This is a genomic window from Streptomyces hygroscopicus subsp. hygroscopicus (assembly GCF_001553455.1).
GTDB lineage: Bacteria > Actinomycetota > Actinomycetes > Streptomycetales > Streptomycetaceae > Streptomyces > Streptomyces hygroscopicus.
The window spans coordinates 1-15,523 of sequence record NZ_BBOX01000299.1; the positions used below are offsets into that span (position 1 = coordinate 1).

Consider the following 15,523-nt stretch of genomic DNA (forward strand, 5'->3'; position numbering starts at 1 on the left):
CGCTGCCGCCGCTCCACCGGGGCCTGGTGCGCACACCGGTGCGCCGCGCCGCGACGGGCGGCCCCGCCGGCACGGAGGCCGCGGCGGACACCGGGGACGGCACCCTGGCCCAGCGGCTGGCCGGGCAGTCGGAGGCCCAGCGGCAGCGGACCGTGCTGGACCTGGTCCGCCGCCAGGTGGCCGCCGTACTGGGCTACGCGTCGAAGGACCAGGTGGGCGCCGAGCAGGCGTTCAAGGAGCTGGGCTTCGACTCGCTGACCGCCGTGGAACTGCGCAACCGGCTGAACGCGGCCACCGGGCTGCGGCTGACGGCGACGCTGGTCTACGACTACCCGACCCCGGTGGCACTCGCCCGGCACCTGCGCCAGGAAGTGGCGCCGGAGGCCGAGGGCCCCGGAGTGTCCGTACTGGAGGAGCTGGAGCGGCTGGAGAACAGCCTGTCCTCGCTGACGCCGGAGGAGCTGGCGTCGGTCACGGAGGACGAGGCCGCGCACGCGAACGTCGCCGTGCGCCTGCAGACGCTGCTGGCGAAGTGGAACGATGTGCGCCGCACCGCGGACGACGCCGGGGCGGATGCCGGGGCGGACGCGTTCGAAGAGGTCAGTGACGACGAGCTCTTCGACTTCATCGACAAGAGGTTCGGCAACGGCTGAAGCGCGGCAGCACCCCCACCCGGACCCCCCGACGATCCAGAACATTGCGAATAGGTGAACGTCCATGGCGACTGCGAACGAAGCCAAGCTCCGCGAATATCTGAAGAAGGTCACCACCGATCTCACCGCCGCCCACCGGCGGTTGCAGGAAGTCGACGACCAGACCCATGAGCCGATCGCCATCGTGGGCATGAGCTGCCGCTTCCCCGGAGGTGTCCGCACCCCCGAGGAGCTGTGGCAGCTCATGGTCTCCGGTGGTGAGGCGCAGACGGAGTTCCCGGCCGACCGCGGCTGGGACCTGGCGAACCTGTTCGACCCGGACCCGGACACCCCGGACACCACCTACACCCGCGAGGGCGGGTTCCTCGGCGACGCCACCCGGTTCGACGCGGAGTTCTTCGGTATCTCGCCGCGCGAGGCCATGGCGATGGACCCGCAGCAGCGGCTGCTGCTGGAGACCTCCTGGGAGGCGTTCGAGCGGGCCGGGATCGACCCGGCGGCGCTGCGCGGCAGCCGGACCGGTGTCTTCGCCGGGATGAACGCCTCCGACTACCTGACGGTGGCGCTCGACGCCGAGGACGACTTCGGCGGCCACCTGGGCACCGGCAACGCCGCCAGCGTCGTCTCCGGCCGGCTGTCCTACGTGTTCGGTCTGGAGGGTCCGGCCGTCACCGTGGACACGGCCTGCTCCGCGTCGCTGGTGGCGCTGCACCTGGCCGTCCAGTCGCTGCGGCTGGGCGAATGCTCGCTCGCGCTGGCGGGCGGCGTCCACGTGATGTCCACCCCCGGCCTGTTCATCGAGTTCAGCCGCCAGCGCGGACTGTCCTCCGACGGCCGCTGCAAGGCGTTCTCGGCGGACGCCGACGGCTTCGGCCCGGCCGAGGGCGTGGGCGTCCTGCTGCTGGAGCGGCTCTCGGACGCCCGTCGCCAGGGCCACCAGGTGCTGGCCGTGGTGCGCGGCTCGGCGGTCAACCAGGACGGCGCGTCCAACGGTCTGACGGCGCCCAACGGCCCGTCCCAGCAGCGCGTCATCCAGCAGGCGCTGGCCAACGCCCGGCTGTCGGCGGCCGACGTGGACGTCGTCGAGGCCCATGGCACCGGCACCTCGCTGGGCGACCCGATCGAGGCGCAGGCGCTGCTGGCCACCTACGGTCAGGACCGGCCCGCGGAACTGCCCCTGCTGCTGGGGTCGGTGAAGTCCAACATCGGCCACACCCAGGGCGCCGCGGGCATCGCGGGCGTGATGAAGATGGTCCTGGCGATGCGGCACGGCGTGGTGCCCGAGTCCCTGCACATCGCCGAGCCGTCCCCGCACATCGACTGGTCGTCGGGGAAGGTCGAGCTGGTCAGGTCGGCCACGCCGTGGCCGGAGACCGGCCGCCCGCGCCGCGCGGGCATCTCCTCGTTCGGCTTCAGCGGCACCAACGCGCACACCATCATCGAACAGGCCCCCGCCGAGGAACCGGGACCGGTCGAGCTGGTGTCCAAGCAGCCGGGTGTGGTGCCGTGGGTGCTCTCCGGCAAGAGCGAGGTGGCGCTGCGCGCCCAGGCGCGGCGACTGCTGGACCGGCTGCACGACGAACCGGCGCTGCGCCCGGTGGACATCGGCCTGTCGCTGGCCACCACCCGCTCCGCGCTGGACCACCGCGGCGTGGTCCAGGGCCGGGACCGCGAGGAGCTGATGGCCGGGCTCGCCTCCCTGGCGGACGGCGGCATCGCGGCCGGTGTGGAGCGGGGCACCGTGGTGGCCGGACAGACGGCGTTCGTCTTTCCGGGGCAGGGGTCGCAGTGGGTGCGGATGGGCGTGGGGCTGATGGACGCCTCGCCGGTGTTCGCCGCGCGGATGGAGGAGTGTGCGGCGGCGTTGGCGGAGTTCACCGACTGGTCGTTGGTGGATGTGTTGCGGGGTGCGGAGGGTGCGCCGTCGCTGGATCGGGTGGATGTGGTGCAGCCGGTGCTGTTCGCGGTGATGGTGTCGTTGGCGGAGTTGTGGCGTTCGCTGGGTGTGGTTCCGGCGGCGGTGGTGGGGCATTCGCAGGGTGAGATCGCGGCGGCGTGTGTGGCGGGAATCCTGTCGCTTCGGGACGCCGCCCGTGTGGTGGCGTTGCGGAGCCAGGCCATTGGCCGGGTGCTGGCGGGCAAGGGCGGCATGGTGTCGGTGGCGCTGCCGGTTGCGGAGGTGCGGGAGCGGATCGCGGCGTGGGGTGAGGAGCGGATCTCGGTGGCGGCGGTCAACGGGCCGTCGTCGGTGGTGGTCTCGGGTGAGCCGGGGGCGCTGGATGAGCTGGTGGCGGCGTGTGAGGCGGATGGGGTGCGGGCGCGTCGGGTGCCGGTGGACTATGCCTCGCATTCCGCGCAGGTGGAGTTGCTGCGTGCGGAGTTGCTGGAGTTGCTGGCGCCGGTGCAGCCGAGGGTGGCCGAGGTGCCGTTCCTGTCCACTGTCACGGGGGAGTGGGTCGAGGGTCCGGAGCTGGATGCCGCGTACTGGTTCACCAATCTGCGGCGCACGGTGGAGCTGGAGGGTGCCGTCCGGCGGTTGCTGGACGAGGGCTTCGGGGTGTTCATCGAGTCCAGCGCGCACCCTGTCCTGACGGTGGGGGTGCAGGAGACGGCCGAGGACGCGGGCCGGGAGGCCGCCGCGATCGGGTCGCTGCGCCGTGACGAGGGCGGGTTGGACCGCTTCTGGGCGTCCGTCGGCGAGGCGTGGTCGCGCGGTGTGGCCGTGGACTGGCAGGCGGTGTTCGAGGGTACGGGCGCCAAGCGCGTCGAGCTGCCCACGTACGCCTTCCAGCGACAGCGCTACTGGCCCGAGGCCGCGCCCGCGCGTGCGGCGGGGGAGAGCGGGCACGACGCCGTGGAGGCGAAGTTCTGGGCCGCGGTGGAGGCCGAGGACTGGCAGACGCTGGCCGCCGAGCTGACGGTCGACGGCGATCAGCCGATGAGCGCCGTCCTGCCCGCCCTGGCGTCCTGGCGCAAGCAGGCCCGTGAGCGGTCCGTGGTGGACGGCTGGCGCTACCGCGTCGCCTGGAAGCCGCTCGCCGAGGAGCCGCCCGCGCGGCTGACCGGCGGCTGGCTCGTCGTCGTGCCGGGCACCAGGGACACCCCGGGCACCAGGGACACCCCGGGCACCGAGGACACCTGGACCGACGCCGTGGCCGGAGTGCTGGCCGAACGCGGCGCCGAGGTGCGGCGGATCGCCGTGGACCCCGCGGCGGACGGCCGCGAGGAGCTGGCCGAGCGGCTGCGCACCGCGCTCGCCGAGGCCGGCGGCACGCCGTTCGCCGGAGTGGTCTCGCTGCTGGCCCCGGCCGCGGGCACCCACCCCGAACACCCCTCCCTGCCCGCCGGAACGGCCGCCCAGCTCGCGCTGGTCCAGGCCCTCGGCGACGCCGGGATCGGCGCACCGCTGTGGTGCCTGACGCGCGGCGCGGTCTCCGTCGGCGGCTCGGACCGGCCGGCCTCGCCCGAGCAGGCGCTGGTCTGGGGCCTGGGCCGGGTGGCCGCGCTGGAGCACCTGGACCGCTGGGGCGGTCTGATCGACCTGCCCGAGGAGCCCGACGAGCGCGCGCTGTCCCGGCTCGTGGGCCTCCTCGCCTCCGACGGCGACGACGACCAGGCCGCGATCCGCGCCGCGGGCGTCTTCGGGCCCCGTCTGGTGCGCGCCCCGCTGGCCGACACCTCCGCCGTACGGGCCTGGCGGCCGACCGGCACCACGCTGGTCACCGGCGGTACGGGACGGCTCGGCGGGCAGGTCGCCCGGTGGCTGGCGCGCAACGGCGCGGCCCATCTGGTGCTGGCGAGCCGCCGGGGCGCGGACGCCCCCGGGGCGGCCGAGCTGGAGGCCGAACTGACCGGGCTGGGCGCCAAGGTCACCCTCGCCGCCTGCGATGTGACCGACCGGGCCGCGCTCGCGGAGACCCTCGCGGCGATCCCGGCCGACCAGCCGCTGACGGCCGTCGTGCACACCGCCGCGGTCATCGACGACGGGGTGATCGAGGGGCTGACCCCCGGGCAGGTCGAACGGGTGCTGCGGCTCAAGGTGGACGCCACCCGCCATCTGCACGAGCTGACCCGGGACCTGGACCTGACCGCGTTCGTGCTCTGCTCGCACTTCTCCGCCACCTTCGGCGCGCCCGGCCAGGGCAACCAGGCGCCCGGCAACGCCTTCCTGCACGCCTTCGCCGAGCAGCGCCGCGCGGACGGGCTGCCCGCCACCACGCTGACCTTCGGCCCGTGGGGCGACGGCACCACCGTGGACGGTGCCGTCGGCGACCGGATGCGCCGCCACGGCATCAACGAGATGGCGCCGGAACCGGCCACCGCCGCGCTCCAGCACGCGCTGGACCGGGACGAGACCGCGCTGACCGTCATCGACATGGACTGGCGGCGCTTCACCCTCGCCTTCACCGCAGACCGGCCGCGTCCGCTGCTGCACGACCTGCCCGATGCGCGCGAGGTCATCGAGGAGTCGCGGGCCGACGCCGCGGACGAGGCGGCCGCCGGGGCGGCCCTGGCCGGGCAGCTGGCGGCGCTGCCGGAGACCGAGCGGGAGCGGGTGCTGCTGGATCTGGTGCGCGGCGCGGTGGCCGCCGTGCTGGGCCACTCCGGGGCCCAGGCGATCGAGGCCGGCCGGGCCTTCAAGGACCTGGGCTTCGACTCGCTGACCGCCGTCGAACTGCGCAACCGGCTGGGGGCCGCGAGCGGGCTGAAGCTGCCCCCGTCCCTGATCTTCGACCACCCGACCCCGGCCGCGGTGGCCGCCTATCTGCGGGCCGAGATCGCGCCCGGCGAGGCGGACGGCGGCACCGCGGTGCTCGAGGAGCTGGACAAGCTGGAGACCGCGCTCACCGGCAGCGCGCCCGACAACATCACCCGGGCCCGGATCACCATGCGGCTGCGGTCGCTGCTGGCGAAGTGGAACGAATCGGACGGCACGGCGGTCACCGCCGAGCCCGCGGCGGCGGCGCCGCCGGAGGCCCCGGCGAAGGACACGGTCGACGCCGACCAGCTCCAGTCGGCCAGTGACGAAGAGCTGTTCGCATTCATCAACAAGGGTCTCGGAAGGGCGTGATACTCCAGCTGTAGATCGTGATCCCCACGTCTGGGATGCGACGTGTCGTCGATAATGACGGGTGCGAGGACCGGGCTTGACGGCGGCGCCAATCGGGCCAGCCGAGTCGGTGGGCTGCGTGGCTGTCAAGCCTTTTCCCTGGCAGACGCGCTGCAATGATGTTTGGGACGTCAGGCACGTTCTGCCCAAGGCTGGTGGGCGGCTGCCCCGCTCACGGTGAGGAATTCGATTGCGGGGCAGCCAGTTGTGGCTCAGCGGAGTGCTTGGACAACGCGCTGCTTGAGGCGCTCATCGTGGAGGCTCTCGACCTCCCGCCAGGCGGCGTCGGAGACCTCTTCGGTCTGCAGCTCGCCGATGTCGGCGGTGGTGCGGAAGAGGAAGCGGAAGTCGAAGTGCTGGTGGACGGGTTCGTCCTTGGCGGGGTTCGCGTCGATGGGGTGGATGTCGACGTGGAGCGGGACCTCGCCGTGCGGGGTGACGACGTGGGACGGGATGCCGGTCTCCTCGGTCAGTTCGCGGCCGGCGGCCTGCAGGAGCGTGTGATCCGATGCCTCCAGATGGCCGCCAGGCAGCAGCCACTTCTGGGTCGCGTTGTGGAGAATGTGCAGGATGCGGCCGTCGGGGCCGACGAGGATCGCGCCGGCGGTGACGTGGCCGGGCAGGGTCTTGCGGCTGGTGAGGTCGTCGCCGTCGTCCAGGAGGCCGAGGACGACGCCGAGTTCGCGCTTGTCCTCTGGGTGCTCGTCGAGGTAGGCGGCGATGGTGGTGCGGATGTGGTCTGCCGTGATGGGAATGGTGATCACCTGTTGAAGTAGGAGAGCCAGGTCGCCGCGATAGCTTCGCGGTCGGGTGCGGGGACCTCATGGATACCGGGGGCGAGGTCGCCGCGTGTGAGCATCCTGATCGCGGCGAGGATCTCGGCCTGGACCAGGAAGATGAATGGCCCAACGCCGGCGCCGTGGATGAAGTTGACGGCATTGCCGCCGTTCACCAGATAGAAGTAGTGACCCGTGGTCTGGTAGCGGGTGACGTGATCACCCACTTGGGTGCGGGTGTAGACGTCCGGGAGTCCGGCGAGGTCGAGTTCGTCCTCGCCGGAGGTGACGGTGGCGACGTAGGCGCCGTTGCGCAGGTGGGAGAAGTCCTCGCCGCGCAGGGACATCGCGCCGGTGGCGCAGAGCACCAGCCCGGCTCCGGTCAGGGCGGCTTCGCGGTCGCGGGCGACGGTGAAGCCTTGGGAGAGGGCCTGGGTGCGGCGGACGGGGTCGATGTCGCAGACGGTGACGTGCACTCCCTTGGCGTGCAGGAGGCGGGCGATCGAGCTGCCGAGCTTGCCGAATCCGATCACCAGGGCGGGGCGTCCGTGGAGGATGTCGCCGCGGTCGCGCATGACGGCCTCGGTGGAGAAGACCACGGACTGGCCGACGAGGAAGTCCTCGGGGTCCTTCAGCGGGGACCGGGCGACGGAGATGACGGGACAGGGCAGTTTGTCGAGGTCCTCGTAGCGTCGGTGGCCGTTCTCGGTGTCCTCGATCACCCCGGCGAGTCGGCCGGTGAAGCGGCTGTGGATGGTGGTGAGGGTGGGGGCGAAGTAGCCGCCGACGTCCAGCAGCGTGACGGTCTGGTCGGCGGCCCGGGATTCGAGGTAGTCCAGCGCGGTGGTCTCGTCGGTGAACAGGTCACGGGTGAGGGTATCGACCATATGGGTCTGCTCGACCTCGCGCCGGGCGGCGGGGCGGATGGACTTCGGCTTGGGCAGCACCGCGGCAAGCCGGGTCATCGCGGCGACGGCGCGGACGAACGCGGGTCGTTCGGCCAGCAGGTGCGTGACCAGGAACGACGCGGTTTGCTCGGCCGGGGTGAACTGTGCGGCGATCCGGGCGAAGTAGGCGTCCAGTCTGGCGCGTTCGAAGGTTTCCATGTCAGTTCCCTCTCATCCGTCCATCGGGGGGCCGTGCGAGAAGTTCCAGGGGTTCAGCGGGTGTGGGCGCGTCCGAACAGCAGTCGGTCTGCCGCGAGGGCGGTGTCCAGGAATGTGTCGACCTCGGCGGCCTTCGGAGACGCACAGACAGATGTCCTCGACGTGGTCATGAAGGCCCCACCCGGCCAGAGTCGCGGTCGTGAAATCCCGTGCCTTCCGATGAATTCGGGCCGGGCCTTGAAGAACTGCTCGTTCGATTCGGTCATCGTGGTCTTCATGACTCGGGGTCCAGGACGCGGGTGGTCGCGGGACTGCGGCGGCGGGCCGGCCCGCTCCGGGAGACCGATGGGTGTTTGGGGCGGGCCGGGCGGATGAGCAGCAGACGCGAACCGGTCGCCTCGATGCGCCGGCGGCGCTCGGCGGCTATGGCCTTCGGGCCCAGGTGCGACATCGCAGGGGCGATCACTCCGTAGACGTCCGGTATGGCCAGCACGTCCAGTAGGCCGGTGAAGGCCGCCGAGGCGGGCCCGGAATTCACCTCGCGGTCCGAGAGGACACCGGACAGCTGCAGTTCGTGGCTGCGGCAGAACTCGGCGAGCGAGGCGGTCAGTGCCTCCTGCCGGGCCGGGGAGACCCGCACCAGCCGCAGAAAGCCGTAAACGACCGGGCCGCTGACCAGGCGATGCTCCGTAAGGGGTGCCATGCTGGGGCCCTCCAAAAGGTCGACAAGTGGTGACGCCCTTGAGCGTGGTCGATGCCGAACTCCCGGCCAATCACCGGCCGTGCTACTTCCGTTCCACTTTCGTCCCGCCGCCTGCACGCATCTGCTTCGATGACCGGTGGAAGGGGGCGACGCGTGGCGACCGTGCACCACTGGACCGGCTTGGAGGCCAGGGCCCTGCGGCTTGCTCTGCGACTGAGCGTGCGGGCCTTCGCCGAGCACCTTGGCGTGGCCGTCGCGACCGTCTCCAAGTGGGAGAGCAAGCGCGCCGACACCGAGCCCAGACCCGACACCCAGGCCATCCTCGACACGGCCCTCGGCCGCGCGGACCCCTCCGTCCACCTGCGCTTCGAGACGCTCCTGTCGGAGATGGCCGGCACCGTCACGAACGCCGGACGACGCGTCACCGCCCCCGGGCCCCGGGCCTGGGAGTACGAAGCATGGGCCGACGACCTGGACCGGGTCGTGATCGCTCTGTCCCGTCAGAGCTTCGCCTTCGCCGACAAACTGCTGGGTCGCCGGCTCGGGCGATTCCGGCCGCTGGAGCTGGACGACAAGGGCCTGTATCTGTTCGCCCGGTCCACCACCCTGCTCGGCGACCTCAGACGCGACCAGGGCGCCGTGCTCGGCCCGCTCTCGGCCCAGCACTCCTATGCCGGGGCCCGCCAGGTCTTCACCCAGCTTGACACCCCCCGCCGTGTCGCTCAGCTTGACCTGTCCCTGGCCGTGGTCGCGGAGATGTCCGACAAGCTGGAGATCGCCGCCCGCCAGTACGAAACCCTCGCCGTCGACGACCGGCTCTCCCGCCGCGATCGGGCCAGGGCCCGGCTGTGGGTGGGAACCGCGCTGAGTAAGGACGGCAACCACGACTGTGCCGTCCGCGTCATGCTGGCCGCGACCCGCGACTTCGAGGACCTGGGCGAAGTGGACGACTGGTCAGTCGCCCACCAGAAACTCGCCCTCGCCCGGTCCCTGGCCCCCGTGCTGGACGCCTTCGACACCGGGCGGACCGCGACGGTCGCCGAGACCTCCACCCGCGTCTTGCTGGACCTGGTCGGCTGGCAAGGCCACGTCCTCACCAGCAGTGCCCTGCCCGCCCGTCCGGGCCGATCCCAGAGGCTCGCCGACCTGGCCGCCGCGACTGGCGCCCGCGCGTATCTGTGCGGGACCGGCGGCATGACCTATCTCGACCAAACCCTGTTCGCGGCCCAGGACATCGCCGTAGCCCTGTTCCGGCCGCCGACGACCGGCATCTGGTCCTCCAGCCGCCGGATCAGTGCCCTGTGGGCTCTGGCGGCACTCGGTCCGCAGACCGTGGCCGCCCGCCTCCAGCTTGGCGATCATGAACGGCAGCGTCTCACGACGCCTGATCACGATCTACATCTGGAGCATTGACAAAATCTCGCTATTGACGTCGTATCCGATGTCGGACAGGATTTTCTCCACCCTTCAATAGAGTTACCGAATACCGGTTGCCCCCTATTGCTCCTTGGGTCGCCAGGGGGTCATAGGGGGCATCTAGGGGTTGTTGTGAGGGTTAGTTCGCACATAGCCTCTCAGCGAGAAGTCGACTGATTTGGTTGTTGGTTACCGGCTCCCCTGTTGAGGATCTGTGGAGCATTTCCGATGCCGTCTGCCGTAAATGGATTGCGTAAATGGCGAATGAAGAGACGCTGCGGGACTACCTCAAGCTGGTAACGGCGGATCTGCATCAGACTCGCCTCCGCCTGCAAGAGGCCGAGGCGAAGAACCACGACCCCATCGCCATCGTGGGGATCGGCTGCCGTTACCCGGGGGGCGTGACCTCGCCCGAGGACCTGTGGCGCATCGTCAGCGAGGGCGTCGACGCGGTCAGCGAGTTCCCGCTGGACCGCGGGTGGAATGTCGACACGATGTACCACCCGGACCCGGACCACCCCGGCACCAGCTATGTGCACGAAGGCGGATTCGTCGACGGGATAGCCGATTTCGACCCGTCGCTGTTCGGCATCAGCCCGCGCGAAGCACTCGGTATGGACCCCCAGCAGCGCATGCTGCTGGAGACGTCCTGGGAGGCGTTCGAACGGGCCGGAATCGACCCGGTCTCGGTGCGCGGCCGGCAGATCGGCGTCTTCGTCGGCACCAGCAATCACGATTACCTGGGCGCGATCCTCAGCTCCAACGAGAACTTCGAGGGCTACTTCGGCACCGGTAACGCCGCGAGTGTCGCCTCCGGCCGCCTTTCCTACACCTTCGGTTTCGAGGGCCCGGCCGTCACCGTCGACACCGCCTGCTCCTCCTCGCTGGTGGCGCTCCACCTCGCCGTCCAGGCGCTGCGCAACGGCGAATGCTCGCTCGCCCTCGCCGGCGGCGCGACCCTGATGTGCGCGCCCGGCGTCTTCGTCGACTACAGCAAGATGCGCGGACTGGCCCTCGACGGCCGGTCCAAGCCCTTCGCCCCGGAGGCCGACGGCTTCTGCCTGGGCGAGGGCGTCGGCATGCTGCTGGTCGAGCGGCTGTCGGACGCCCAGCGCAAGGGCCACCCGGTCCTCGCCGTGGTGCGCGGCTCCGCCGTCAACCAGGACGGCGCCAGCAACGGCCTCACCTCGCCCAACGGGCCCTCGCAGCAGCGGGTCATCCTCCAGGCGCTGGCCAACGCCCAGCTCACCCCCGACCAGGTCGACGCCGTCGAGGCCCACGGCACCGGCACCGCCCTCGGCGACCCCATCGAGGCACAGGCGCTGCTGGCCACCTACGGCCAGGACCGGCCCGAGGGCAAACCGCTGCTCATCGGCTCCATCAAGTCCAACATCGGCCACGCCCAGGCGGGCGCCGGTGTCGGCGGCGTCATCAAGATGGTCATGGCCATGCGGCACGGCGTGCTGCCCAAGACCCTCCACCTCACCGAGCCCACCCCGCACGTGGACTGGACGGCCGGGGACGTCGAACTGCTCACCACCGCCACCCCGTGGCCGGGAGACCCCGAGCGCATCACCCCGCGCCGCGCGGGCGTCTCGTCGTTCGGCATGAGCGGCACCAACGTGCACACCATCCTGGAGGAGGCCCCGGCCCCCGCCACCCCCGCCGAACCGGAGCCCGAGCGGGCGGACCCCCACCTCACCCCGGTCGTGCTGTCCGGCAAGAACCAGGACGCGCTGCGCGCCCAGGCCCTCCGCCTCCGGACCCACCTGGCCGCCCACCCCGGACACCGCCTCGCCGACATCGGCTACTCCCAGGCCGTCACCCGCGCCGCCCTCGACCGCCGTGCCGCGGTCGTCGCGGCCGACCGGGACGAACTCCTCGCGGGCCTCGACGCGCTCGCCGAAGGCCGCCACCACCCCGAGGTGACCGAGGGCCCGGCCACCGAGGGCAAGGTCGCGTTCCTCTTCACCGGACAGGGCAGCCAGCGGCTCGGCATGGGCCGTGAGCTGTACGAGACCTACCCGGTGTTCGCCGAGGCGCTGGACGCCGTCTGCGCCCAACTCGACCGCTTCCTCGACCGGCCCCTGAAGGACGTGCTGTTCGGCGACGACGCCGCCACGCTCGACCGGACCGGCTACACCCAGCCCGCGCTGTTCGCCGTCGAGGTCGCCCTCTTCCGCCTCGTGGAGTCGTGGGGGCTGCGCCCCGACTTCCTCTCCGGCCACTCCATCGGCGAGCTCACCGCCGCCCACGTCGCCGGGGTGCTCTCGCTCACCCACGCCTGTGCCCTGGTGGCCGCGCGCAGCCAGCTGATGCAGCAACTCCCCGCCGGCGGCGCGATGATCGCGGTGCAGGCGTCGGAGGAGGAGGTGGCGCCGCTGCTGACCGAGCGGGTGTCGATCGCCGCCCTCAACGGGCCCACCTCGGTGGTCATCGCCGGTGACGAGGACGCGGCGCTGGAGATCGCCGCGTCGTTCGAGGCGCGGGGCCGCAAGACCAAGCGGCTCACCGTCAGCCACGCCTTCCACTCCCCGCACATGGACGGGATGCTGGAGAACTTCCGTCAGGTCGCCCAGCGGCTGACCTACGAGGCTCCGAAGATCCCGATCGTCTCCAACCTCACCGGCACCCTGGTGAGCGCCGACGAGATCACCACGCCCGAGTTCTGGGTCCGCCACGTCCGGGAGGCCGTCCGCTTCCTCGACGGCGTCCGCCGGCTGGCCGACCACGGCGTCACCACCTTCGTGGAACTCGGCCCCGACGGGGTGCTCTCCGCCATGGCCCAGGAGTGCGTGCCCGGCGGGAAGAACCGCGCGTACGCGTTCCTGCCCGCCCTGCGCTCCGGCCGCCCCGAGGCCCGCACCCTGACCCACGCGCTCGCCCAGGCCCACGTCCGCGGCGTGCCCGTGGACTGGCACACCTACTACGCGGGCACCGGCGCCCGCCGCGTCGAGCTGCCCACCTACGCCTTCCAGCGGCAGCGCTACTGGCCCGCCAACCCCTTCTCGTACGGCGCCGACTCCGCCGCCGCCGAAGCCGCCGCACCGGCCCTGGCCGACGCCCGGTTCTGGGAGGTCGTACACAGCGAGGACCTGCCCGCCCTGGTCGAAACCCTCGGCCTCGACGGCGACCGGCCGCTCAGCGAGGTGCTGCCCATCCTGTCCGCGTGGCGTCGCCGCAGCCACGTCGACACCACCGTCGACGGCTGGCGCTACCGCATCACCTGGACACCGCTGCCGCAGGCCCAGGCCAAGCCGCTCACCGGCACCTGGCTCGTGGTCACCCCGGAAGGACACGCCGACCACCCCTGGGTGGCGGAGCCGCCGCGGCTGCTGGCCGACCGCGGCGTCACCGTCCACCAGGTCACCGTCGACGGCACCACCGCCGACCGCACCGCCCTCGCCGAGCGCATCCGCACCGCCCTGCGCCCGCACACGGCGCCGGAGACCGCACCGGAGAACGGCCGGGCGCCACGCGTCGACGGGGTGCTCTCCCTGCTCGGCCTGGACGAGCGCCGGCACCAGCGGCACCCCTCCCTCAGCGCCGGACTCGCGGGCACCCTCGCCCTCGTCCAGGCCCTCGGCGACGCCGGGATCGACGCCCCGCTGTGGGCCGCCACCCGCGGCGCGGTCTCCGTCGGCCGCTCCGACCGGCTCACCAGCCCCGACCAGGCCCAGATCTGGGGCCTGGGCCGCACCGCCGCCCTGGAACACCCCGAGCGCTGGGGCGGTCTGATCGACCTGCCCGAGACCGCCGACGACCGCGCCCTCGGCCGGCTCGCCGACATCCTCGCCGGACCCGAGGGCATCAGCGGCGAGGACCACCTCGCCATCCGCCCGCAGGGCATCCACGTCCGCCGGCTGGCCCGCGCCCCGCGCCACGAGACCACCGGCGACGGCTGGACCACCCACGGCACCGCCCTCATCACCGGCGGCACCGGCGCCCTCGGCGGACACGTCGCCCGCTGGCTCGTGGCCCACGGCGCCCAGCACATCCTGCTCGCCGGGCGCCGCGGCCCCGACGCCCCCGGCGCCGCCGCGCTCCGGGACGAACTCACCGCCCTCGGCGCCCAGGTGACCATCGCCGCCTGCGACGTCGCCGACCGCGACGCCCTCGCCGGGCTGCTGGCGACCGTACCGGCGGAGCTGCCGCTGACCACGGTCGTCCACGCCGCCGGAGTGCTGGACGACGGGGTGCTCGACGCCCAGACCCCGCAGCGGATGGCCGAGGTGCTGAGAGCCAAGGCCGACGCCGCCCGCCACCTGCACGAACTCACCCGCGGACGCGACCTGTCCGCGTTCGTGCTCTTCTCCTCCATGGCCGCCACCTTCGGCGCCGCCGGACAGGCCAACTACGTGGCCGCCAACGCCTACCTCGACGCGCTCGCCGAACAGCGCCGCGCCGAGGGCCTGCCCGCCACCTCGATGGCCTGGGGCGCCTGGGCCGACAGCGGCATGGCCACCGACGAACTGGTGGCCGAACGGCTCCGGCAGTCCGGGCTGCCCGCCCTCGCCCCCGAACCGGCGACCGCCGCCCTCGGGGCCGCGCTCGACCTCGACGAGACCTTCTCCCTCGTGGTCGACATCGAATGGGACCGCTTCGCGCCCGGCCTCTCCGGCCACCGCCCGAACCCGCTGCTCGCCGACCTCGCCGAGGCCCGGCGCGCGATCGAGGCGGCACGCACCGCCTCCGGCGGCCCCGCCATCCCCGGCCAGCCGACGTCGCTGGCCCAGCGGCTCACCGACGCCGGGACCGACGAGGAACGCGACCAGATCACCCTGGACTTCGTGCGCACCCAGGTGGCCGTCGTCCTCGGCCACCCCGGGCCGGAGTCGGTGGAGCCCACCCGCGCCTTCCGCGACCTCGGCTTCGACTCGCTGACCGCCGTCGAGATCCGCAACCTGCTCGCCACGCTCACCGGGCTCAAACTGCCCGCCACCATCATCTTCGACTACCCGACCCCGATCGCCCTCGCCGATCACCTCCAGACCGAACTCATCGGCTCCCGCCCCACGGTGACCGGCGCCTCCTCGGTGGGCGTCGCCCTGGACGACGACCCGATCGCGATCGTGGGGATGAGCTGCCGCTTCCCGGGCGGGGTGGACTCGCCGGAGGAGCTGTGGCGGCTGCTGGTGTCCGGTCAGGACGCGGTGACGGGCTTCCCGGCCGACCGTGGCTGGGACCTGGAGGCGCTCTACGACCCGGAGGGCGCGGCCGAGCACACCAGCTACGTCCGCGAGGGCGGATTCCTGGCGGACGCCGGGGACTTCGACGCGGCCTTCTTCGGGATCTCGCCGCGTGAGGCGCTGGCGATGGACCCGCAGCAGCGGCTGCTGCTGGAGACCTCCTGGGAGGCGTTCGAGCGCGCGGGCATCGACCCGACCACGCTGCGCGGTCAGCAGGTCGGCGTGTTCGCCGGCACCAACGGCCAGGACTACCTGCCCGTGATCCTCTCCGCCCCCGACGGCTCGGAAGGCTTCATGGGGACGGGGAACGCGGCCAGTGTGATGTCGGGCCGGGTGGCGTATGCGCTGGGGCTTGAGGGTCCGGCGGTGACGGTGGATACGGCGTGTTCGTCGTCGTTGGTGGCGTTGCACTGGGCGATTCAGGCGTTGCGGGCGGGTGAGTGCTCGTTGGCGCTGGCCGGTGGTGTGACGGTGATGTCGACGCCGGGTTCGTTCGTGGACTTCAGCCGTCAGCGTGGGCTTGCGGCGGATGGGCGGATCAAGGCGTTCGCGGCGGGTGCGGATGGCACT

General features: G+C 72.2%; 8 protein-coding genes. 4 read left to right on the forward strand and 4 right to left on the reverse strand.

What is annotated here, in order from left to right; translation table 11 throughout:
* Positions 1-653, forward strand: a 653-nt coding sequence (locus AXW62_RS46765; RefSeq protein ID WP_289306027.1) for a phosphopantetheine-binding protein, incomplete at its 5' end; no start/stop codon positions are given.
* A 64-nt stretch (positions 654-717) separates the two neighbouring features.
* Positions 718-5,724 (forward strand): type I polyketide synthase, encoded by a 5,007-nt coding sequence (locus AXW62_RS27895; RefSeq protein WP_060946946.1) that lies wholly within the window; start codon positions 718-720, stop codon positions 5,722-5,724.
* Positions 5,725-5,975: 251 nt separating this feature from the next.
* On the opposite strand, the gene AXW62_RS27900 is transcribed toward AXW62_RS27895, so the two are convergent.
* From AXW62_RS27900 to AXW62_RS27915, 4 genes are read right to left on the reverse strand one after another with little or no spacing between them, the layout of a single operon-like run.
* Positions 5,976-6,527, reverse strand: coding sequence for an NUDIX hydrolase (locus AXW62_RS27900; RefSeq protein WP_306305076.1), 552 nt, complete (start codon positions 6,525-6,527; stop codon positions 5,976-5,978).
* On the reverse strand, positions 6,524-7,645 hold the full coding sequence (locus AXW62_RS27905) for an adenosylhomocysteinase (RefSeq protein WP_060946947.1): 1,122 nt from the start codon (positions 7,643-7,645) through the stop codon (positions 6,524-6,526). Before AXW62_RS27905 ends, AXW62_RS27900 begins: the two co-directional genes overlap by 4 nt.
* Before the next feature lie 53 nt (positions 7,646-7,698).
* Positions 7,699-7,923, reverse strand: a complete 225-nt coding sequence (locus AXW62_RS27910) for a hypothetical protein (RefSeq protein ID WP_060946948.1) — start codon at positions 7,921-7,923, stop codon at positions 7,699-7,701.
* Entirely contained in the window at positions 7,920-8,348 is a 429-nt protein-coding gene (locus tag AXW62_RS27915; protein ID WP_060946949.1) for a hypothetical protein, read from the reverse strand. Before AXW62_RS27915 ends, AXW62_RS27910 begins: the two co-directional genes overlap by 4 nt.
* A gap of 153 nt (positions 8,349-8,501) precedes the next feature.
* On the opposite strand from AXW62_RS27915, the gene AXW62_RS27920 reads away from it, so the two are divergent.
* Together AXW62_RS27920 and AXW62_RS27925 are read left to right on the forward strand one after the other, a co-directional pair.
* The gene (locus AXW62_RS27920) at positions 8,502-9,761 is read left to right on the forward strand and encodes a WbqC family protein (RefSeq protein ID WP_079115832.1); all 1,260 of its coding nucleotides are present in this window, start codon (positions 8,502-8,504) and stop codon (positions 9,759-9,761) included.
* A 260-nt stretch (positions 9,762-10,021) separates the two neighbouring features.
* The coding region (locus tag AXW62_RS27925; RefSeq protein WP_159060974.1) for a type I polyketide synthase at positions 10,022-15,523 on the forward strand (5,502 nt) is incomplete at its 3' end.

Coding starts and splice junctions, on each gene's coding strand:
- AXW62_RS27915 (WP_060946949.1), bottom strand. CDS start 8,348: ATGGCACCCCTTACGGAGCATCGCCTGGTCAGCGGCCCGGTCGTTTAC.
- AXW62_RS27905 (WP_060946947.1), bottom strand. CDS start 7,645: ATGGAAACCTTCGAACGCGCCAGACTGGACGCCTACTTCGCCCGGATC.
- AXW62_RS27895 (WP_060946946.1), top strand. CDS start 718: ATGGCGACTGCGAACGAAGCCAAGCTCCGCGAATATCTGAAGAAGGTC.
- AXW62_RS27910 (WP_060946948.1), bottom strand. CDS start 7,923: ATGAAGACCACGATGACCGAATCGAACGAGCAGTTCTTCAAGGCCCGG.